Origin of the sequence: Aquirufa avitistagni (assembly GCF_042715545.1) — a bacterium.
GTDB lineage: Bacteria > Bacteroidota > Bacteroidia > Cytophagales > Spirosomataceae > Aquirufa > Aquirufa avitistagni.
Genome location: NZ_JBBKXZ010000001.1, coordinates 114,607 through 137,553, shown reverse-complemented (window position 1 = coordinate 137,553; position 22,947 = coordinate 114,607). Strand labels below are relative to the sequence as shown.

Below are 22,947 nucleotides of genomic sequence, written 5' to 3'. Positions count from 1 at the left end.
GCAAAAACTGCGTGGCCTTTAACACGAGTTATCTATTACTTATCGCCTTTTTTAGCTGCGTATTCTTTGTTAAGACCGTCTACTAATTTTTGAGTTACATCTACTGAAGCGTCAGCGAATAAAATACCGCCACCTACTTTCGAATAACCCAATACGAATTCGTATTTGTTTTCTTTATTCACTTTAGCGATGTACTCACGGATGTTGTTGTACAACTCTTCGTTTTTCTTCGCTTGCTCTTGCCCTAATTCGGCTTGTTTTTGCTGTGAATACTGTTGCAATTCAGCACCTTTCTTTTTCAAGGTCATGTCAGCAGCTTGTAATTGCGCTTGCGTCATCGCCTCAGCACGTTGTTGGATCGCTTGCAATTCAGCTTGCAATGCACGCTCTTTTTGGCCTAGGTCAACTTGTAAGCGATATCCTTTATTTTCAAATTCTTTTTGTGCGTCTTTGTAAAACTGGTAGTTCGTTAATAACGAATCGGAATTAACAAATACGATGCGCTTACCGTCTGCAGTTGTTGCGCTTGCACTTCCACTTGTGCTTGGCTTAAATAATGAATAGCCTACTGCTATTGTCAAAATGGCTAACCAAACGTAAGCGATACTTGGATTTTTCACGAGATTAAATTTTTATTTTTAAAGAATGGTAAATATACAAGGTCAAAATTGATTGTCCTAAAATTTTATTATTTCTGTCTTAAACGAGCGCCAGCCCAAACCCATAATCCGGTTGTTAAACCACCTATGATTCCGGTCACCATATATAAAAGAGAAACTTGGCCTTTCAATGGTAGCAACGATGCCATCCGACTTGGGAGGGTACTCGGATGTCCCAATGCCGTATAATAGGCTGCCAATACCCATAATATGAATCCAGCGGCAAAACCGATTAAAAAAGAGCCTTTTGTTTTCATGCCCAATACATAGGCGATGATAGCAGCAGAAATACCCATCGCATACCAAGGCAGATACATGCCAATTATGGCTCCTACAACAACAATGACAAGCATTAATCCAAGCGAATATTTCATACTATTGAACAGATAAAGTTAATTTTTTACGAATACGGTTTGATGATTGGGTCGGTTGATCCAAATAGAGCAATGGTTTCAATTCTCCTTTTGCCCACGTATCAATTAAATCATCATAGTGCGCACTTCCCGGATTTCCGGATTGACCACCCGGGTAAATTCCAAATCCTTTCGGCGTACCTTTTTTAGATAACTCCACGATAAAACGCCAGGATGGACCCGTCCGTGTGGTCGTGGCATTGACGATTGAACCGCCACCGCCAACTGGAATGTGGAGTCGGCTTAACGCATCCATTCCCGGAATTAAATGACGCACACCTGTTTCCTTTTGCTTATGCCAAGCCCACTCAGCTCCCAGGGGACCATGGTGCTTTTTCAAAGTATCCAAAGCAGCTTGAAATGATCCGGAAATGATATCCCGCATCGTCTCCTTTTTATTTTTCGTTTTCACATTATCCCACCAGCGTGCAGCTCCTTCATGCTCAACTAAATGAATGGTGCGATCCATGGCAGGACGGTTCATAGGTACTTTTTCATCTGAGTCAAATTCGTCATCCCAAAGGAATGATTGCAAAGTAAGCACCCATGTTTCAAAAATAGTTGCTCCTACGGACTCGGCTGAATTTTGCAAATTCCAACGCTTTAACTCGTCTAAAGCCTTGTCTTTGGAATCTACTTGTGCTAATAATAAGGGTAATAATTTACGTGCCCGAATGTTATAATTATCATTTTGTAATCCACGCAAGGAGTCTACCGTAATTTTACTCATGGCCGCTAGGCGCTCATTGATTCGTCGGCCACGTTCAGATGGGGCATATTGCCAGCCCAGGTAATATGGATACGCAGGATCGGTTGAAAATTGGTTCGCTGAACTAACGAAACCTCGTACCGGGTTTTTCACGTGTGGATTGTGCGCTTGAGGAATGAATCCTTGCCAGTCGGCAGCCGGATCCGTCCCATCCATCAAATACTTCCCTTGCAATTTCGACTTGAGCGGAAACTTGCCATTGACCCAAAGAGCAATATCTCCTTCATTACTTGCGAACACAAAGTTCTGAGCAGGTGCGGAATAATAAGTAAGCGCCTCCGTATAATCTGCGTAGTTTTTAGCGCGATTTAGTTTGTAAAAGGTGGTTAATTCTTGTGACTTTTCGTGTGCGATCCAGCGGAGCGCATGGCCAACGGGGATATTCGATTTGAACGCTTTTTCATGGCTCAAATAAACGACTGGACCGTGGTGGGTAAAGAATACCGTATCAACAAAATCTTTTTTGCCTTTGATCTTGAAGGTTTCAATCCGGAGTTTGGTTTTTTTCCATTGACCGCCGTGCCAGTACTCAAGTTTGGAAGCGTCTTTGAATTTTACTTGATACCAATCGAGCACATCAGAACCCACATTCGTTACACCCCATGCGATATCTTTGTTGAAACCTGTAATCACATTCGGCGTTCCTGGCATGGTCGAACCATATACATTGACGCCTGGGGCAACGAGTTGCACTTGATACCAAATCGATGGAAGTGATAACGTTAAATGGGGGTCATTTGCCAAAATCGGCATACCTGAAACTGTTTTATTACCTGAAACGGCCCAGTTATTAGATCCTATATTGGGGTCTTTTTCAGGTGTTTTCATAGCACTGCCTAGGCCCATAAAATCCTTAGGACTTGCAGGAATAGGCACGGGTTTGAAATCGATAGGTGAACCTGAAGGAATAATTGGGCTTTCTTCGAAGGGGTAATTTGGGAAAAGATCTTCTGCAACTTCACGCCCATATTGGCGTAAAATATTTGTCATTTTCAAGTCATCTGTTCCTGAAGCCAGCACAAAAGACATATTCTTTAAGAATAGCGCACTTTTAATAGGCGACCAAGGTTCAGGTGAATAATTCAATAATTTATATTCCAGCGGTAGATTACGCTCATCAAGTGAATTTATGTAGGCGTTCACTCCATCCGAATAGGCTTCCAAGGCAACCTTAGCTTGAGGGTCAGCTTTCATTCCCTCAAAAGATTGTTCAGCCCCATAAACAGAACCCATGCGTCGCTGAAATTGATCGGAAGCTAGTCCTTTATCGCCTACAATTTCGGAAATACGTCCCCCAGCAAAATGCGTTTGAAACTCCATTTGCCATAAACGATCTTTGGCAGTTAAATAACCTTGCGCCAGATACAAATCGTGATCATTTTCAGCAAAAATATGCGGAATTCCCATTTCATCATAAACCACCTTTACGGGTTTTTGAAGACCAGGAATTTGTAAATTTTCGTCCGTTGGCTCACCTGTTTCCGGCGCCTCCGCATTTACCCAAAAACCATGAAACGGACTTAAGAATTTCCCAAAAGGTGGTATCGTCCCCCAGGAGTTCGACAAAACGTATGTAACACAAAGTGTAATGAGCAGTGGGAATACCTTTTTAACTAGGTTCATAGAAACGGTTGATGATGAACGATAAATTTTCTAAGATTTTTTTTACTTTTAGAAGGGCAATTTTACGCAATTGTCACACAACCAACAAATATTTTAATTTAATTAAAAATAAGTCAACTGAGTTTATACATGAAAAGAAGACAATTTCTGCAATCCGCAGGCCTGATGGGGGCCGCAAGTACGTTGGCCACCAATCCAAGTTCCGAACCAATCATTATTGCTACGTGGAAAAATGAGGCAGGAACAAAAGCAGGCTGGGATAAAATCATGCAGACGGGTAAAGCCTTAGATGGCGTCGAAGCTGGCGCCTGGGTGCCTGAAGCAAATCCAGAAGAAACTACAGTTGGGTATGGCGGTTATCCTGATCGAGATGGTCATGTTACCTTAGATGCTTGCATCATGGACCACTTGGGAAATGCGGGGTCTGTTACGTTTTTAGAGGGTATTATGCACCCGATATCGGTGGCGCGCGCAGTGATGGAAAAGACGCCGCATGTCATGTTATCAGGTGCTGGAGCCTTACAATTTGCCTTATCTCAAGGGTTTAAACAACAAAATTTGCTCACGGAGAAATCTAAAAAGGCTTGGGAGGCATGGAAAAAGGAATCCAAATATGAAACGAAAGTTAATATTGAGCGGCATGATACGATAGGTTTATTAGCCCTTGGAAAATCAGGTGAAATCGCAGGGGCTTGTTCCACGAGTGGTATGGCGTTTAAAATGCATGGCCGCGTGGGCGATTCGCCGATTATCGGTGGGGCCGTTTTTTGTGATGATGAGGTTGGCGGTGCTTGTGCCACAGGATTAGGAGAATTTGTCATGAAGACCTTAGGCTCCTTTTTGATTGTTGAATTTATGCGGCAAGGGATGTCGCCCCAACAAGCCTGTGAGGCGGCTATCATGCGGATTGTGAAACGTTATAAATACCAAGAATTTCAAGTGGGCTATTTGGCCTTGAACAAAAAAGGCGAATACGGTGCTTATTCTATCCAAAAAGGGTTTAATTTCACTATTACGAAAAATGGCGTCACCCAAGTGATTGAGAGTGGCTATTACATGTCCTAGACTTATGGAAAGAAAAGTTACCGAAAAGAAGAAGTTTTTAGTGGAAGTTGCTTGGGAGACGTGTAACCAAGTGGGCGGTATTTATACCGTCATTCGAACCAAAGTCCCGGCGATGGTCGAGAAATGGGAGCAAGACTATTTATTACTCGGACCCTATTTCAAGCAAACTGCCGCGGCGGAATTTGAACCTTTAGCCATCGATGTAGAAACACCTGTGGGTCGAGCAATCGCCTGGATGCGCGCTCAAGGCATGGAGGTTCATTACGGAAACTGGCTCATCACGGGAAAACCCAAGATTGTCCTTTTCGATTTAGCTTCTCTGATGAAAGAGGTAGATATCGTCAAAGGTCGTATTTGGGAAAACCACAAAATCTCCACACTTGGCGTAGAGGAGTTAGTCAATCAAACCATCATTTTCGGGGAGTTAATTCGTCTTTTTTTAGGCCAGTTGGCCGTTGAAAACAAGGCCAAAAAAGACATCATTGTCCATTTTCACGAATGGATGGCGTCAACTTGTATTCCAGATTTACGCAAAGAAAAAGTAAAAATTTCTACGGTATTTACGACCCATGCTACGATGCTGGGACGGTATTTAGCTGGAAATGTGCCCAACTTTTATGATGTCTTGGACACCTTTGATTGGCATAAAGAAGCCAAACATTATGGGATTGAGGCGCAAGCTTCTTTCGAACGGGCAGCCGCACAAAAAGCGGATGTATTAACCACAGTTTCTGATATTACAGCCAAAGAATGTGTGGCATTTTTGGGTAGAATACCTGAATTAATTTTGCCAAATGGTCTGAATATTCAGCGTTTTGCGGCCTTACACGAGCACCAAAACTTACATTCACTTTACAAAAAACGGATTTCAGATTTTGTGATGGGTCACTTTTTCCAGAATCAACCCTTTGACCTGGATCAAACCTTATATTTATTCACTTCGGGACGGTTTGAATATTCGAATAAAGGATACGATTTGACATTGGATGCGTTAGAGATCTTGAATCGAAAAATGAAAGAATCTGGGTCGCGCAAGACGGTGATTATGTTTTTTATCACCAAGCAGCCTTACCATTCCATCGATCCAGAAGTTTTACATTCCCGCGCCGTCTTAGACGAAATTCGCGAAAACTGCCAGGCGATTGAAAAGGAAGTTGGCGAGAAATTATTTCAAGCCTCCGCTGCCTCCAAGGATTTAACGCTGCCTGATTTAAATGATTTTGTGGGGGAATATTGGCGATTACGTTTACGCCGAACCGTTCAAACTTGGAAAACAAATGCGCGTCCTAAAGTTGTCACGCATTTACTTAAACAGGAGGATGACATCATTCGCAATTTACATCGGACGCAATTATTGAACCATGCAGAAGATAAGGTAAAGGTGGTTTACCATCCTGATTTTATAGTTTCGACCAATCCTTTGTTTGGACTTGATTATGGCCAATTTGTTCGTGGTTGTCACTTAGGAGTTTTTCCTTCGTACTATGAACCTTGGGGCTATACGCCATTGGAATGTATGGCGCGTGGTGTGCCTACGGTTACGTCTGACCTGTCGGGTTTTGGAGATTACATGATGCAAATTATGCGTGATTATGAGCAATGGGGAGTGAGTGTGGTGAATCGTAAAACGCAGAACTATCAAGAATCCGCAGAGCAATTGGCCAATTTACTTTTCAAATTCGTCCAACAAAGTCAGCGAGATCGCATCATGCAACGGAATCGCGTGGAGAGTATTGCGGATACGTTTGATTGGTCAAATCTTCGTGGGTATTACGACACGGCACATGAGCTTGCGGTGATGAAACGCCGGAAATAGAGTATCAGTTTTTGAGGTTCAAAAATCCTCAGTTCCCCTTACCTTTGGCAATCCTCCAAGGTTTGCCAAAGGTAGGTGGGAAATATGCTTTAGAGCCTCGCGTTTCGACAAAGGCATCAACTCATTTTCTGCTACAAATTCGCACACCCAGTCGGCATTCGTCCGCGCATATTGCCGCAAAATCCACCCGATCGCTTTTTGAATAAAAAACTCTTTAGACGAATTCAAGGCTAGAATCACCTGTGATAAAAGTACCAAATCAGTTTTTGATTTATAGCCCAACTGAAACAAGATACAGAGTCGTTGGTGCCAAAAAACCGGCGAAGCCATCCAACGAGCAATCCAAGCATCCCGCTCCGTAGGAAAACGTAAAAAATAAGCCCCCAACACTTTTGGCCCTAACACATCAACTACGTCCCACCACGATTGGGCATCAACAAAGCGATCAATCAATTCAGGGAGGCGTTTGTCCCAGCATTTCTGCGCCTTCATTAAATAATCCATCGCGGCATATTGAAACTCCCTTTCAGGCATGGCAAATAATTCCGAACAAACCTCAAACCAATCTCCACATTGGCCATGTGCTTGATAAATTGCCTTGAATACAGTCGCTCGTTCAGGTTTTTTAATTCCAATAAATGGGTATTGATCCCGCATGTATCCACGCATCCAAAAGGCATTTTCTGGATAATCCAACGCGTAAAATGCAGCCGTTAACTCTTTGACAAAACTCATCGATTTGAAAAATACAAATTACCCTGTAAACCACTTTCGGTCACATCCCAACTGGATGCATCGAAAGGCTTGTATTGAATGTCGACAAAATTGATCTCATAAAAATTCTTCCAATTTACACGATCCCGATCCAGCTTTCGGATGCGATTTGCAGATACATTCGTGACTGTTAATTCGATATGATTTGACGTCTTTAAAACACCTGCCGGAACTTGAATCTGATACGGAAGTGACCAAACAATTCCCAAATCAACACCATTAATCTTCACGCGTACCCAATCCCTTACCTGATCTAAATGCAAAATTTTCGCTTGTGGCAATTGTTCCGCATTCAATTCAAAATCAAATGCATAGGTTCCTTTCCCCCAATAATCGTGCGTCGATGAATCGCGGGTCCAATAATTCAAGTCATCTGAAACCAAGGATTTTAACTGCTTATCCGGAAAACTAATGGAGACTTTACCCAATGGCTCAATCGGACTAATCACCTTATCTCCGACCACCTGAACTTTTGACATCGTCGTGACTCCACGAATCAACATGCTTTGGCCAGGTGCCAAATTCAAGAAAAACGATTTATCCTTATTCACATGAACCACAGATTTGACACCAGTCATCGGATCGTATAATTCCAAATCTGCCGCTCCTTTCGCGAGACGAACCGGCCCTTCCGAAAAACGATTAGACAAATTCGAAATGAAATACGCAGCTCCCTGTGGCGAACGCTTTCGAATAAATGAAATCCCTTGGTCGGCAATCGACTCGCGACTAATTCGATACCGCTCTAAAATATTCGTTGGATCTGAAACCCAACGCATCACCATGGTTTCCCGAGCGATGTGCCAGCGGTCCTTTTGTTCATCCGTCAGGCCAAACGAATTTGGCTGAAGCGGCATGTGTTCCAAAAAGTAAACCGGCAAGCCTTGCTTCACCCATTTGGCCCATAATTCCATCGTTTCCAGCGAAACAAAATGTGGGGCAGGAATCAACAACATCTTATATTCGGCACCAGCAGCCGTTCTAAAGGTACGCTTTGGAGTAGGCTGCAAGCCTTTCATGAGCAAATCAGATACATAATCAACTTGGTAACCCTTGTTTTGCATGTGCTCCGACCAGTGTCCAAAAGAAGTATTTTTCATCCAGTCCCGACTATTGGCATGTAAATCTAACGGATGCGTTTTCCCTTTTCCATTTCGCTCATGCCAAATATCCTCCATCGGAAAAAACATTAGCACATCCGCATCAGTGGGATGCGCCTGCAACATTTTTTGGCAATTATCTACATACCGATTTAACTCAGGCAAAGCTTCCCAAAAATGACTTTGCGGATTGAAGTTGGTGCTTGCATAAAACAGCCAACCTGGCCAAGCGACCTCAGGGGGCGAATAAGTTGCCCCATGGTAAAAAATGTGATTCACCCCACCGATAAAAACTTGATCGACGACTGGCTTTACCTGAGCCAATGAAACTTTAAAGTGATTTCCTAGCCAAGTTGTTGTCTCGGAAGAGACCAATTTCTTACCCGTCAAGTTAGCTGCCGATGAAGCTAATTTCAAGTTTCGCACATCCGGAATGCCAAATCGAACCGAGTCATAGTCCGGATCTACCCGATATCCTGGGATATCGAACGGTTTACTGCCAAAAAACTCCGTTTCAGGTATATCAACAGCAGCATATAAATCCAATAGGTTTCCGGGAGAACCATGTGCCTGATCTCGACTCACAAATCCCATTTGCTTAATCCATGAGGCAAAAGGTTGCGTAAACTCGGTCAACAACAAATGAGCTAACGTGCGATGATAATCTGCCCAAATCGCATTCTCAGCATCAGATTCTGCTTTTGATTTGGCCATCACATCCAGATAGACGCGCAAATCATAGCCATTCATGCGCTGAAATTCCGCAAATAAATCAGGAGTGTAATTTGCTCCATACACCTCATAGGAATCGTTATACAATGCTCTTAAAGGCGCATGCGACTTCTTTAATAAGGGGACAAACGCTTCACGGTATTGGGCAAATGCCGACTTACTAAAATGATCCATCACCAAACCCTCCGCTCCCGGAGCTGCCCGCTTGACTTGTTGGTTCGTTAAAGTCTCCATAAACACATAAACAATCGCTCCCTCCGCCCCCGCTGGAAAACTTGATTTCTTTAAAGACACCAAATCCTCCACAAATACCTTGTTCACATAAACTGAAGCAGCTTTGGCTTCTTTAGGAACCGTCCAAGATTTACCTGGCGCGATGGAAATAGTTTCAATTTTATACGATTTGGCGGCGTCTTGTTTTCGAACTTGTGGGCCGCCTAAAGGCCAACCAGTTCCTAGCGTCATGTCGATACCCAAGTGCAAACGCTTGGCTTCCTTTAGCACAAAGGCAAACTTCTGATTCCAGCCCTCACTCAGATACGGCTGAAACGTTGACTCATAGCCTTTGGCTCCATAGATGGGAATGATGTGCAAGCCGCCAAAACCTGCTTTGGCAAAAGCTTCGAGATTATGGGTAATCCCAACCTCTGTGACCGCACTTCCAGGCCACCACCAATACGCCCAAGGCTTAGAAGTAGAAAAAGCAGCAGGAGTTTGCGCTCCAACTGCTTTTGCTACTAGTATAAAAAATAATAGGTATCTGAATTTGATCATACCCCGAATGTCGTTTTTTTAGACAAAACGACCTAACAAATTCTCCAAATATTCTTGCTTTCCAGAGATCATAGCAGGCTCGCCAATCTCAACAGCAATTTGATACAAATCTTCTAATTTAAGCTTACCAGCCTCAAAATCAGCACCTTTACCCGAATTGAAACTTGCATAGCGCGCGGCTTTCAAGCGATCCATTTCACCATGGGAAGCTAATTTGTCGGCAATTATCAACGAGCGAGCAATCGTATCCATACCACCAATGTGCGCATAGAATAAATCTGCAGCATCTGTTGAATTACGGCGACGCTTGGCATCGAAATTGATACCTCCACCCGCTAATCCACCTTGCTTTAAGATGATTGACATGGCTTCAGCCCATTCGTAAATATCGGTTGGGAACTGATCCGTATCCCATCCATTTTGATTATCACCGCGATTTGCATCGATCGAGGCCAACATCCCCGCATCAGATGCAACTTGGCACTCATGTGCAAACGTGTGACCCGCTAAAGTCGCGTGATTCACTTCTAAGTTTAATCCAAATTCCGACAACAAGTCAAACTCGCGTAAGAAACCGATTACGGTTGCTGCATCATAGTCATATTGGTGTTTAGTTGGCTCACATGGTTTTGGCTCGATAAAGAACTTTCCTTTGAAACCATTGCGTCGTGCATATTCCACACAAGTGTGTAACATACGTGCAAAATGTTCCCGCTCACGCTTCATATCCGTGTTCAATAAGGTCATATACCCTTCGCGACCTCCCCAGAACACATATCCGCCGCCACCTAATTTGATCGTCGCGTCGATCGCTCCTTTTAGTTGGGCACCTGCATGAGCAACTACCTCAAAATTCGGATTCGTAGACGCACCATTCATATAGCGTTCATTCGAAAACAAGTTGGCCGTTCCCCACAATAACTTCACTCCACTTTCTGCTTGTTTTTTCTCGAAAATATCCGTGATGAATTTCATTCGATCCGTGAATTCCTTCGGATCATTATGCCCTTCGATTGCATCCACATCATGAAAGCAGTAAAATGGCGCACCTATTTTAGTAATAAATTCAAACGCAGCATCTGCTTTGTCGGCAGCACGCTGACGCGCATCAGACGCAACATCCCAAGGATAATGATGTGTTCCTGGACCAAATGGATCTGCACCATCGCCGCAGAAAGAATGCCAATAAGCTATGGCGAAGCGCAAGTGCTCCTTCATGGATTTACCGGCAATCATTCGATTTTCATCGTAATAGCGAAATGCTAAGGGATTATCTGATTCAGGACCTTCAAATTTGATTTGACCAATTCCTTTGAAATATTCTTTTTGTCCAATTAATACGCTCATAAGATTTGAAAAATATGGTATTTTTTTGCTTGATAAGGTCCAAAACTACAAATTCTAGCGTTTAATCCAAACGCTTTCGTTAATTTTTTAGCATAGTATAGCACAGTTAGCAAGTATATAATGGTATGATTATAAATAGTTTTTTTTATTTTTGGCAAAACACTACTTCATTATGTATAAACTTATTAAGGTTGGTTTGTTGCTAATCATCGCATGGCCAACATTCGCGCAAACGGCATTTAATGCCAACGGTCGTTTCGAACAATTGGAATCGACCCTTCCTACGCCAAATTCATATCGCACAGCAAGTGGATCACCGGGGAAAGATTATTGGCAGCAACGTGCCGACTACGATATCAAGGTGGAATTGGACGATATCAATCGGAAAATTACAGGTACTGAAACGATTACCTATTTCAATTATTCACCAGATGAATTGCCATATTTGTGGATTCAATTAGACCAAAATTTATTTGAGAAAAATTCGGCAAGTAAAACAACTGCGACAGGTGAAATCAAAAATGGCATTCCTGCCTCTGCTTTCAAAGATTTGACAAACCCTAAGGATTTCGGATATAAAATCACCGCCGTGAAAGATGCGAAAGGGAATCCATTGCGCCATACCATTAATCAAACGATGATGCGCATTGATTTACCTACTCCCGTAAAATCGGGCGGATCCGTGAGTTTTAACATCGACTGGAATTATTTGATTACGGAATACTATGGCCGTTCTGGCTATGAGTTTTTTGCCAAAGATGGTAATGCAAATTATTTTATCGCACACTGGTTCCCACGTATGGCCGTTTACAATGATGTGTATGGCTGGCAACACAAACAATTCATGGGCCAAGGTGAGTTTACCTTAAACTTTGGTAACTATAAAGTAGCCATCACGGCACCAAACGACTTGGTTGTTGGCGCTGGCGGAGAATTAGTTAACCCAAATCAAGTCATGACCTCGACCCAATTAAAGCGTTGGGAGCAAGCAAAAACAGCCACACGTCCGGTGGAAATCGTGACGCAAGCTGAAGCAGAGGCGGCGGAGAAAGGTAAGCCAACGGGCAAAAAAACTTGGGTATTTAAAGCAGATAATGTACGTGATTTTGCGTTCACAGCATCCCGTAAATTTATTTGGGATGCCTTGCAGGTTGATGTAGAAGGCAAAAAAGTATGGGCGATGTCCTACTATTCAAAAGAAGCAAACCCACTTTGGGGAAAATATTCAACAATGGTCGTAGCACATACACTACGCTCTTATTCAAAAAGAACGATTGCTTATCCATATCCGGTAGCGATTTCATGTCATGCGACTTTAGGTGGCGGTATGGAATATCCAATGATATCCTTTAATGGCGGTCGGCCAGAGGCGGATGGTACCTATACGGAGAATGTGAAAAATGGGATGATTGGTGTCATCATTCACGAAGTGGGTCACAACTTTTTCCCTATGATTATCAATTCGGATGAGCGTCAGTGGTCCTGGATGGATGAAGGTTTAAACACTTTTTGTCAATATTTAGCTGAGCAAGAATGGGATCGTAATTTCCCAGCGCGCCGTGGAGAACCACAAAACATTGTGCCTTACATGCGCTTGGATTCGAAGAATCAAGTGCCTATCATGGCAAATTCAGAGAACATTATGGACTTCGGAAACAATGCGTATGCAAAACCAGCAACGGCTTTGAATATCTTGCGTGAGACTGTCATGGGTCGTGAGCTATTTGATTATGCATTCAAAGAATATGCACGCCGTTGGGCCTTTAAGCAACCTTATCCAGCTGATTTCTTCCGTACGTTGGAAGATGCATCGGGCGTAGATTTAGATTGGTTTTGGCGCGGATGGTTCTACGGAACAGAGCCGGTGAATCAATCCATTGAAACGGTTGAGTGGTTTGGCGTAGACAATATGGATCCGGTAGCTAAAAAGGCAACGGAAAAAGCAAAAGCTGAGGCAAAACGCCAAACGATTTCGAATATTCGTAACAAAACAGATATCAAATCGACCGTTGTAGAAGAGAATCCTGATTTAACAGATTTCTACAATACCTATGACCGCTTTGCGACATCAGACGCAGAGAAGAAAAAGTACCAAGATTACTTGGGTGGCTTATCAGATGAAGAGCGCAAATTAGTTTCAGAAGGTAAAAACTTCTACGTAGTGAACTTCAAAAACAAAGGCGGTTTACCGATGCCCGTAATTGTTAAGTTGACCTACGAAGATGGTACCGACGAAGTACTTCGTTTCCCTGCCGAGGTGTGGCGCTTGAATGACGTAGAGGCGAAGAAAATTATTCCTACATCGAAAAAAGTCGTTAAATGGGCGCTAGACCCATACTTTGAAATTGCGGACATCGATACAGATGATAATTCGTATCCACGCGAACCTGTACAACCAACCCGCGTACAACTATTCAAGGCGCAACCACGTAGCTATGGTGGAGGACAAAATCCAATGCAGGAAGCTCAAAACGCTAAAAAAGCAGGGGCTGTGACTGGTTCGAAAAACTAATAATTTACTCCAGGAAACTGATAAAAAAATCTCGAATAGGCTCCTATTCGAGATTTTTTTATTCCTGATCGATCAGGTTCAATTTAGATAAGTCCAAATCAGTCCGCTTAGACTTACTGAAATACATGGGTAAGAACTTGAATCCAAATTTGAAATCCTGAATGGCATAAGACATGCGTGCAACGACGATGGATGAGTACACCTCATCAAAACCCGTCAAATTAGCTGCAATTTCAGGTTGCAACGTCACAATCTCCTTTTGAGACAAGCCATAAAAAGGGCTATCCTCATCAATGGGATGAACGACCGTCCAGTTTAACACTAAGCTATCCACATGGCTTCGCTCTAAGCGAAGGTTATAAAAACGATACGTATTTTCAGGAGTCACAATACGCACATTGACTTTGATTTCTGCATTCATCAACAAATGATCGTCTTTAAAACATACCAATCGGAACATCAAGGCCTTACCTCCTTTGTAATTCGTATGCACAATCAGATTTGAAAAGCGAATGAATGCACGCGGACGCGAAAAACGCCCATATAAAAGACCTGTGGCGATGGCTAGGGAAAGAAATCCCACCAGCGACTCAATCGCCGCAATCCAATTCGCCATTTCACTTACCGGATTTACACGTCCATACCCCACCGTAGTTAATGTCTGGGTAGAGAAAAAGAACAACTCTTTTAGTTGGCCTACCGCATCATCTTGATGCTGAATGCCTTCCAATCCAGTAGGGCCCGTGAACCAATACAACGCCGTAAACACGCAATTGATTAACAGGTAGACCAAAAATATAACAATCAAAAACCGCCACCGAGGCATGGTCAGCATATTTTGATAATTACTCATGCGGTGATGCACATGAATCCCAATCCGGCGAATGTTGTAGGTGCCATCCTTATTCACCATGCGACCACCCATATCGGTGCTGCGCTCCCCAAATCCCGTATCTTGATTTACGTTTTCTATCATATCGATTTTAAACAAACCACAATTTACCTGACGCGATGATGAGTACCAAAGCGAGTACCCACTTTACTTTGGTATTTGACGCAAAACGCGCGCCCCACCGCGCACCTAAAAAACCGCCCAGAAGTGACACCAGCAACCAATAGATCAGAGATGATTGATCTAGCGGAACCCAGGTTTTTAAACCCGCCAAACCAGAAAGGGAGTTAACAAATATAAATAGTGCCGAAACGGCTGCGGCCTCTTTTACATTAGCCCACCGAAATAACAATAAGACAGGACTCAAAATAATCCCTCCCCCAATTCCAATCATACCTGAAAGTAAACCGATGAAGGATCCAGCAGTTAATCCTGCCCACAATGGAAGTGGCTTTGACTGCGATTCACGCAAGGAAGTCAGCATGCGAAAAACAGCAATCAACAAGCAAGCCCCCAATACTTGTTTATAGGTCGACTCACTCAAGGGTATTTTTGCCCCTATAAATGCAGCCGGAATAGAGCCCAAGGCAAACGGCCAAAACAAGCGCCACTTAAAAAATCCTTGTTGGTAAAATGCCATAAACGACATCAACGATACACCTAAGTTCAATAAAAGAGCTGATTGCTTCATGACCACAGGTGACACACTAAACAGCGCTAAAACGGCCAGATAGCCAGATGCTCCACCATGTCCAACGGACGCATATAAAAATGCCATGGTGCCCAGCAAAACAAGGATTAGCCAAAAATCCATATTACACGCGTAGATAGATCAATAATTTTTCCCAATCTGGTACACGAATCCGCTCCTCCTTCACGCGCGAAGCGGGCAGCGCCTTAATCTTTTCAAATAAACGAATGTAATATTCGTATGCGAGTAGAACGCCTTTACGCGCAGCTTTGGGCAAATTTTCAATGCCACGCAATCCCGCATCAAAATCCAATTGGATATCCGCTTCAATTTCTTTCTTCTCCGTATCGGAAAACGTTTCAAAATTAACACCCGGGAAATACACCCGTCCACGCTCGTCAAAATCTGACTTGATATCCCGTAAAAAATTAATTTTTTGAAAGGCTGAACCCAACGCACAGGCATCCGCTCGTAAGAAGTCATATTGTGCTGAATCCCCCAAACAGAAAACTCGTAAGCACATTAAACCCACTACTTCTGCCGATCCGTATATATATGTTTTATAGGTTTCAACATCGTAGACACGATCTGTTAAATCCATTTCCATGGAAACCAAAAATGCATCAATCAAATCATGGCCAATTTGAAATGTATTCACCACCCATTGAAATGAATGTAAAATCGGATTCAAGCTAATTTCTTCTTCAATCGCCTGAAAGGTATCCGCTCGGAATCGCGCTAAAAGCGCTTGCTTATCTTGATCATGAAAGGTATCCACAATCTCGTCGGCCAACCGCACAAATCCATAAATTGCATAAATTGCCTCGTGATATTGCTTGTCTAACGTACGAATACCAGAAGAAAATGAGGTAGAATAAGCTTGTGTTAACAGCTTACTTGAATCGAGTGAAACCTTTAAATATAAATCCATTTGACTAGTTAAATGATTTGTCAACTTCCTTAGCGACGACTAAACCTGAAATAAGCGACGGGGGAACGCCTGGTCCTGGTACGGTTAATTGGCCCGTATAGAACAAGTTTGCCACATGCTTATTTTTTAAACTTGGCTTCAAAATGGCCGTTTGCATTAATGTATTAGCCAAACCGTAGGCATTTCCTTTAAATGCATGATAATCTCCGATGAAATCTCGGTGCGCATAGGAGCGTTTATAGACGATTGAATCACGAATCGATACACCGCAATACGCCTCCAAACGATCCATCAATTGCGTAAAATACTTTTCGCGAACCTCCTCCGTATCGACCAAATCAGGTGCTACTGGAATTAATAAAAAGACATTTTCACACCCTTCCGGTGCCACAGAAGGATCTGTTACGGAAGGTGCCGAAGCATAAAAAAGCGGATCAGAAGGCCAAGAAGCCTCCGTATAAATCTCATGCGAATGCACGGAGAAATCACGATCAAAAAACAAATTATGGTGTTTTAAGCGTGGCAAACGTTTATTTATCCCTAAATAAAATAGTAAGGAAGAAGGCGCCATCACGCGTTTATCCCAGTAAGCCTCATCATAATTCCGATAGGCTTCTCCCAGCAATTCTTCTACATGGTGATAATCTGCACTAGCTACGACGGCGTCCGCCTCCCAAGTTCCAGTTGTCGTTTTGACAGACTGTACCCGACCATTGGTAATGCCAAAACCCGTAACCTCCATGTTAGTCCGAATCTTCACACCTTTTTCTTCTGCTAGCGCAACCATGCCTCTGACAATGTTGTGCATGCCGCCCATCGGATACCAAGTACCCAATTTGATTTCTGCATAGTTCATTAAACTATACATGGCAGGCGTATTTTGCGAAATGGCTCCCAAAAATAAGATGGGAAATTCCATCAATTTCAAGAGCGTTGGTGATTTGAAATACTTCCGAACATGGCTATAAAACGATTGAAAAACATCCATTCGAAGGGCGTCTATCAAGATACGTAGACTCAAAAATTCGGTGATTTTCGTCGATGGCTTCCAAACAAATTCTTGAATGCCCACCTTATACTTATAAGCGGCTTGTTCCAAAAAACGATCTAACGCATTTCCGGCACCCGGCTCAATCGAATCAAATAATAATTTTAACGCCGTGTAACTCGCAGGCATATTAATGATTTGCTCATCAGCCAATATCACGGAATACGAAGGATCTAACCGGACTAAATTGTAATAATCAGAAGGCTTTTTCCCAAAGCGACCAAAGTAATCTTCAAAAATATCGGGCATCCAATACCAGCTGGGACCCATATCAAACACAAATCCCTTTTCAGAAAATACACGTGCACGTCCACCTGCCTGATCATTTTTCTCGAAAATCTCTACCTCATATCCTTGATCCGCCAGTGCTGTGGCTGTAGATAAGCCGGAAAATCCAGCACCAATAACTATTATCTTCTTCATATAAGAAACAAATATAGGAATTCTCTCCCGTTATCCTGACAAAGAAAAAGTCAGATAAAATCTGACTTTTTACTTCCTCCTCTGTTAACCAAAAAAAACGTAATTACCTATGCATACATTTGTAAATGCTGCTTTAAAGACTTTCTTGCAATGTGAATTCGGTTTTTGACTGTACCAATCGGCAAACCTAATTCATCAGCAATTTCATGATATTTGAATCCCTCAAAATATAAAAGAAATGGAACACGATACATCTCCTCCGTATGGCTCAAAGCCAAGTTGATATCCTCTCGCATAAACGTAGACTCAGCTGCGTTGATTTGAACAGATTCTGAAGAATTGATGAAGTGTAAATTCTCGGTTGTGTCGATGAATGTGTTCCGACGAACCATGCGTTGATATTGTGTAATGAACGTGTTCTTCATGATCGTAAATAACCATGCTTTCAAGTTCGTTCCATCCATATACTTTTCACGATTCGTATATGCTTTAACTAAAGTGTCCTGTACCAAATCATTTGCATCATCCCCATCACGTGTCAATCGTAAAGCAAATGGCTTTAAAAACTTGGAAAAATTACCTACTTGATAAGAAAATTCTAACGCCGTCATCTTGAATTGTTGATTTTGTTTAACAAATTTATAAAAAGATTAAACAAAACAAATGTTTGTTTAAGAATTTTCAAAAAAAATTAAACAAAATTTTTTTGACAAGTTTTTGGCATCTATTTGTAAGTTCGTTGGCGTTATCAATTATTATGCTTTTCAGCCTATTTTAGCGTATATTTATCCCCCTATCCGAACGTCATGTTTCGTAAAATATTTTTACTCTTTTGGTTTATAGGTTCAACAAGCTCGCTCTTCGGACAAGCTTCATGTACCTGTACCTTAGAGGGAAATGTGACCGCCAAAGAAACAAAAGAGACCATTTCTGGGGCTTATATATATATAAAAGGGACAAATAAGTTTGCCCTATCCGACCGTAAAGGTCATTTCAAAATCCAATCCCTTTGTCCTGGTGCCTATACATTGATCTGCAGAATGAGCAGTTTTGATGCGATAGAAATTCCAATATCCATTCAAGACGAAGCCAATCACAACGAAAATTTCACGCTAGAAAGTCATGACGAACACCTCCAAGAGGTCGTCGTCAGCGGAAAAAAAAGTGAGAGTAGTGCCCAACTTCGCGGCAACCTCAGTGAAACAGAAAGAGCCGAACGAGACGGTTTAAGTTTAGGAGAAATGTTGCGCGGAATCAGTGGCGTGCAAAGTTTACAAACAGGTAGTACCATCTCGAAACCCGTTATTCACGGCATGCACTCGGCCAGGGTAATTATTCTAAACCATGGCATCCGACAAGAGGGTCAGCAATGGGGAAGCGAACACGCGCCCGAAGTAGATCCATTCGTATCCAAAAACATACAAGTAATTAAAGGTCCCGGTGGGTTGCGCTATGGCGGTGACGCCATCGGCGGAATGGTCATGATGGAACCCGATGCACTACCCGATAGCGCTGGGGTGAAAGGAGAAATACAATCGATTTATTTTACAAATGGCCGACAAGGAGTTCTGTCGGGCATGGTAGAAGGAGGTATTAACCGCGCAAATGGCTGGGGATGGCGGGTGCAAGGTACGCTGAAAAATGGAGGGAATATACGTACGGCCGACTACTTTTTGGCGAATACAGGTGTTCAGGAGGAGAATTTTTCTGCAGCCATTGGCTACAAAAAAAACAACTGGTCAAATGATTTATTTATTAGTCATTTTCACTCCGTTATTGGAATCTATTTGGGCTCCCACATCGGAAATGTCAATGATCTTGAAAAATCGATTGCTCGTTCAAGACCTTTTGAAGCATTTACTCCCTTGGAATTCAGCAGAGAAATATCCCGTCCAAATCAAGATATAAACCACAGTTTGGGCAAGTTTAAATCGCAATATAAATTCGCATCAGGTCAAACCATACGCGGAACGATTGCCTTTCAAAACAATGAACGACTCGAACTAGACGTACTGCGCGCCGGTAGAGGTGTAAATAATTTACGTTTCTTACTCCATACGTTTACGAGCGAACTTGTATTAGATGAGGCAAACACCGACAAAAAATGGAAAGGACAATTTGGCTTTAACCTACAATCGCAAGGCAATTTAACTTCGGGCAGAAGTGTAAACACACCCACATTAACATCCAGCCTGCTTCCGAATTACTTCCAACATACCTTAGGCGTTTTTGCGATCGAACGCTTGATCAAGGAAAAATTTGAATTTGAAGTTGGCCTACGTGTCGACCAAAAAATAATCGATGTCTATCGACCAAAAATCAATTATTCAACCATCATCAACCGAAATAAAAATCAGTTCACGGGTCTATCAGGTAGCGCGGGACTCAAATATCATTGGTCAGAAAAATGGACCAATCACCTCATCCTAGCGCGCGCTTTTCGTACTCCAGGTGTGAATGAATTGTTTTCGTATGGTGTTCACCACGGTGCGGCCGCATTCGAGATTGGAGATCCCAACTTGACTGGGGAAACGGCCTATAATGCCAGCTTAAACACGTTAATTGATGCCAACAAATGGCAAATTGAAGTAGGCGTATACCATAATTACATTCAAAACTTTATTTATTTGAAGCCCATGGTTACGCGTGGCGTGGCCGAATACTTTACCACCGTACGTGGCGCATTTCCAGTTTTTCAATACGAACAAATCAATGCACTTTTTAGTGGTATCGATGCGCAAGTCAACTATCAATTGACACCTAAACTTGTATTACAACATAAAACGAGTATCGTCCAAGCAATTGACAACTCGTCGGCCAACAAACGTTACCTCGTAAATATTCCCGCAAACCGTTTTGAATATACGTTGACCTACCGATGGATGCAGGACAAACAATATGTGAGTGTTGGCCTCGTTCAAGTGAGCAGACAAACGCGCGTGGAACCAGGATCCGATTACTCGGAACCGCCCAAAGGCTACCAATTAGTACAAGCGAATTGGGGAATAAACCTCAAGAAAATAGATGTGGGAATTCGCATTAATAATGCCCTGAATACATCTTACCGCGATTATCTCAATCGCTTCCGATATTTTACAGATGACCAAGGTCGAAATATCAGCCTACGCGTCTTGTATAAAATTTAACGGCGCAACCAAACTTCAGGGTTTTGGCGTACCGTATTTTTCCAAACCTGGAAATTAATTTCCGACGTTCCATCTTCATCCGAAGCTACCGATCCGATCCGTTGGCCAGTTTTCACCTTTTGACCCGTACTGACAGATACGCCAGCCAACTTACTATATACGGTAAAATAGTCTCCATGTTGGATCGCTACCACCATATTGATTCCCGGTATATTCACCACCGACTGCACTACGCCATCGTATACGGTATGCACAGGAGAGCCCGGTGACGTTTGAATATCAATTCCGTTGTTATTGATCATCACTCCCTTCAAAATAGGGTGTTTATGAACACCAAAGTGATCTGAGATAAATCCGGAAGGAACTGGGAACGGCATCCGTCCGCGTAAGGCACTAAATGAACTCGCTAATTTCGCCTCCTCTGCATTCATATAATAGGTATTCGAATTCAATGCTGGCTCCGCTTTTTCAGCCACAACAGCCTTTTCTTTAACAGTTTCTTTCTTCTCAGCTTTCGCTTCCAATTTTGTTTCTGCTTTTGGCTGCTCCTCTACGCCTAATTTTTCCGATCTCTTCACCACTCCTTCTTCCAATTTCACCTTCGGTAAAGCAGGTTTGTTTACTTCTAACTTACGTGCTTGAGCTGCTTGACGTAGCTTGCGCTCACGCTCCATCGACTTTTGAATCTCGCGTTGTACGATTCCGGCAATTAAATTATCCAACTTCCGAATAGACAATTTCTTACGTTCCAATTCCGTACGTAACTTTTTCTCTTGTTGGGTCAACACCGTAACCACCTTATTCTCCTTGGTCTTCAACACCTCAAGTGTCTTGGTTTCTTGTTCCTTTTCAACAATCACCTTCTTCTCCTCATTCTTCTTGAAGATCACTTGCTGCTTTTTGGTCATTAAATCTTGACGCGTCTCAAATATTTTATTCGCCTGCTCTTTTCGATTTTTCGTAAACTGACGAAGAAAATCCAATCGACGGGTAAATTGCCCAAAATCATTCGACAAAATCAAAAAACTGATTTTATTTGAGACTGTGGAAACTTTTTGTGACTCAAACAACATCAGGGCATAGTTCTTTTTTAAGCGCTCCAACTTAGCTGCCAGGACATCGCTTTCCCGCGCAAGCTTCGTTGCTTCCGCCGCTAAGATTTGTTGGTTTTCATTCAATAAATTAATCTGCTTTTTCTGCACCCCGATCTGCTGCTTCAACACATTCAGTTTACCTATGGATGCATTTTTCTTTTTGGACGTACGCGAAATAATGGAATTCAACTCCTTGATCTTAGCCAAATTGTCCTTTTTCTGCTGCTCTAACTGCGCCTTCTTTTCTACCTGAGCAGGCAACGAAAAACTCCAAATCAAACAAACTACAACAAACAGATATCTCATGGTTTTGAATTCAATAATTTAACAGGAACACGAAATGGAAATTCCAATGGCGTGTCCATCAATTCTACTTTGGAATATTTGATGCTAATCACCGTCTTCACCTGCTTGTTCTCTTTATTTTTAACATCCAACGTAATCAAACTACTAAAGGGGAAAACCACTTGATTCAAGCTGGTAAACTCCTCAAAATCCATGGTTAATTTATTGGTGCTCGGCTCATCGTTCACTAACAATTTTTTCAATTTTCGATTAGGGCCCACCATATTATCAATCTTAATTCGTCCCGAATCCTGCTTAATAATGATGTTTTCATTCTCCCGAATGACCCGTGAATTATTCCGCTTGAACGGTTGATTCCCCACAATCAGCGACTGCAATATCCGGAAGTCAACCTTGAACCCCATCATGGTACTCAAGCTATCATACGACATATCAAAATATTGCCCATTGATCTTTTGATAAAACCGTAAATGCTGTTGGTCAAATACACCCGTCGCCCCAGAAACTCCCACTTGGCCAATGTTTACCCAAATGATGCTATCGCGCTTCATGCGTATGTCAACGGTATAATTGTCTTGATTATTGCCCGATTTCCAAACAACACGTGATTTTGCTTTTAGGTAATTGAAGCGTAAATCCTCCACAGCCTCGCGACGATCTGCCTCTGGAATGAGCGGCACTTCTACCTTTTTCACTTCCGCCTGAACCGTGTCTCGAACTAATGAATCTGGCTTGTTGACCTGCACGATCACAGCCGACTGCTTTCGCTGGCATGCGCTCACAAACAAGAAACAAAGGATGCAAATTACGTAGCGCATAGTTACCGGTAAGC

At 42.6% G+C, this 22,947-nt stretch carries 17 protein-coding genes; 4 read left to right on the top strand and 13 right to left on the bottom strand.

The annotated features are described in order from the left end of the window. Nucleotides 1-35 precede the first annotated feature (35 nt). From U0R10_RS00610 to U0R10_RS00600, 3 genes are all read right to left on the bottom strand, one after another. Entirely contained in the window at nucleotides 36-620 is a 585-nt protein-coding gene (locus U0R10_RS00610) for an OmpH/Skp family outer membrane protein (protein ID WP_377981739.1), read from the bottom strand. Nucleotides 621-688: 68 nt separating this feature from the next. Beyond that, nucleotides 689-1,033 (bottom strand): hypothetical protein, encoded by a 345-nt coding sequence (locus tag U0R10_RS00605; RefSeq protein ID WP_377981738.1) that lies wholly within the window; start codon nucleotides 1,031-1,033, stop codon nucleotides 689-691. Between the two features lies 1 nt (nucleotide 1,034). After that, nucleotides 1,035-3,464, bottom strand: coding sequence for a penicillin acylase family protein (locus U0R10_RS00600; RefSeq protein ID WP_377981737.1), 2,430 nt, complete (start codon nucleotides 3,462-3,464; stop codon nucleotides 1,035-1,037). A 129-nt stretch (nucleotides 3,465-3,593) separates the two neighbouring features. Between U0R10_RS00600 and U0R10_RS00595 the strand changes: the two genes are divergently transcribed. Further along, a complete protein-coding gene (locus U0R10_RS00595; RefSeq protein WP_377981736.1) occupies nucleotides 3,594-4,529 on the top strand; it encodes a N(4)-(beta-N-acetylglucosaminyl)-L-asparaginase in 936 nt (311 codons plus the stop codon). 4 nt (nucleotides 4,530-4,533) lie between these two features. After that, entirely contained in the window at nucleotides 4,534-6,345 is a 1,812-nt protein-coding gene (locus tag U0R10_RS00590; RefSeq protein ID WP_377981735.1) for a glycosyltransferase, read from the top strand. Nucleotides 6,346-6,363: 18 nt separating this feature from the next. On the opposite strand, the gene U0R10_RS00585 is transcribed toward U0R10_RS00590, so the two are convergent. Genes U0R10_RS00585 through xylA form a run of 3 tightly spaced genes read right to left on the bottom strand, consistent with a single transcriptional unit; the run spans nucleotide 6,364 to nucleotide 11,072 of the window. After that, nucleotides 6,364-7,080: a DNA alkylation repair protein gene (locus tag U0R10_RS00585; RefSeq protein WP_377981734.1), complete on the bottom strand. Its 717-nt coding sequence runs from the start codon at nucleotides 7,078-7,080 to the stop codon at nucleotides 6,364-6,366. Then, the gene (locus U0R10_RS00580) at nucleotides 7,077-9,725 is read right to left on the bottom strand and encodes a glycosyl hydrolase (protein WP_377981733.1); all 2,649 of its coding nucleotides are present in this window, start codon (nucleotides 9,723-9,725) and stop codon (nucleotides 7,077-7,079) included. The genes U0R10_RS00585 and U0R10_RS00580 overlap by 4 nt, the downstream gene beginning before the upstream one ends. Nucleotides 9,726-9,743: 18 nt before the next feature. Then, nucleotides 9,744-11,072 (bottom strand): xylose isomerase, encoded by a 1,329-nt coding sequence (gene xylA, locus U0R10_RS00575; RefSeq protein ID WP_377981732.1) that lies wholly within the window; start codon nucleotides 11,070-11,072, stop codon nucleotides 9,744-9,746. Between the two features lie 172 nt (nucleotides 11,073-11,244). Between xylA and U0R10_RS00570 the strand changes: the two genes are divergently transcribed. Next, a complete protein-coding gene (locus U0R10_RS00570; RefSeq protein WP_377981731.1) occupies nucleotides 11,245-13,584 on the top strand; it encodes a M1 family metallopeptidase in 2,340 nt (779 codons plus the stop codon). 58 nt (nucleotides 13,585-13,642) lie between these two features. On the opposite strand, the gene U0R10_RS00565 is transcribed toward U0R10_RS00570, so the two are convergent. From U0R10_RS00565 to U0R10_RS00545, 5 genes are all read right to left on the bottom strand, one after another. Then, on the bottom strand, nucleotides 13,643-14,560 hold the full coding sequence (locus U0R10_RS00565; RefSeq protein ID WP_377981730.1) for an ion channel: 918 nt from the start codon (nucleotides 14,558-14,560) through the stop codon (nucleotides 13,643-13,645). A gap of 7 nt (nucleotides 14,561-14,567) precedes the next feature. Next, nucleotides 14,568-15,290, bottom strand: a complete 723-nt coding sequence (locus U0R10_RS00560) for a sulfite exporter TauE/SafE family protein (RefSeq protein WP_377981729.1) — start codon at nucleotides 15,288-15,290, stop codon at nucleotides 14,568-14,570. A 1-nt stretch (nucleotide 15,291) separates the two neighbouring features. Next, on the bottom strand, nucleotides 15,292-16,098 hold the full coding sequence (locus U0R10_RS00555) for a phytoene/squalene synthase family protein (RefSeq protein ID WP_377981728.1): 807 nt from the start codon (nucleotides 16,096-16,098) through the stop codon (nucleotides 15,292-15,294). A 4-nt stretch (nucleotides 16,099-16,102) separates the two neighbouring features. Continuing rightward, nucleotides 16,103-17,569, bottom strand: coding sequence for a phytoene desaturase family protein (locus U0R10_RS00550; protein ID WP_377981727.1), 1,467 nt, complete (start codon nucleotides 17,567-17,569; stop codon nucleotides 16,103-16,105). A gap of 107 nt (nucleotides 17,570-17,676) precedes the next feature. Beyond that, the gene (locus U0R10_RS00545) at nucleotides 17,677-18,180 is read right to left on the bottom strand and encodes an RNA polymerase sigma factor (RefSeq protein ID WP_377981726.1); all 504 of its coding nucleotides are present in this window, start codon (nucleotides 18,178-18,180) and stop codon (nucleotides 17,677-17,679) included. A gap of 195 nt (nucleotides 18,181-18,375) precedes the next feature. On the opposite strand from U0R10_RS00545, the gene U0R10_RS00540 reads away from it, so the two are divergent. Continuing rightward, nucleotides 18,376-20,715 (top strand): TonB-dependent receptor, encoded by a 2,340-nt coding sequence (locus U0R10_RS00540; protein ID WP_377981725.1) that lies wholly within the window; start codon nucleotides 18,376-18,378, stop codon nucleotides 20,713-20,715. Here U0R10_RS00540 and U0R10_RS00535 read toward each other — a convergent pair. Next, nucleotides 20,712-22,115 carry a murein hydrolase activator EnvC family protein gene (locus U0R10_RS00535; RefSeq protein ID WP_377981724.1) on the bottom strand — a complete coding sequence of 468 codons (1,404 nt, stop codon included), beginning with the start codon at nucleotides 22,113-22,115 and terminating at the stop codon, nucleotides 20,712-20,714. The genes U0R10_RS00540 and U0R10_RS00535 overlap by 4 nt on opposite strands. After that, nucleotides 22,112-22,933: a lipoprotein insertase outer membrane protein LolB1 gene (gene lolB1 / locus U0R10_RS00530; protein ID WP_377981723.1), complete on the bottom strand. Its 822-nt coding sequence runs from the start codon at nucleotides 22,931-22,933 to the stop codon at nucleotides 22,112-22,114. Before lolB1 ends, U0R10_RS00535 begins: the two co-directional genes overlap by 4 nt. Between the last annotated feature and the right edge of the window lie 14 nt (nucleotides 22,934-22,947).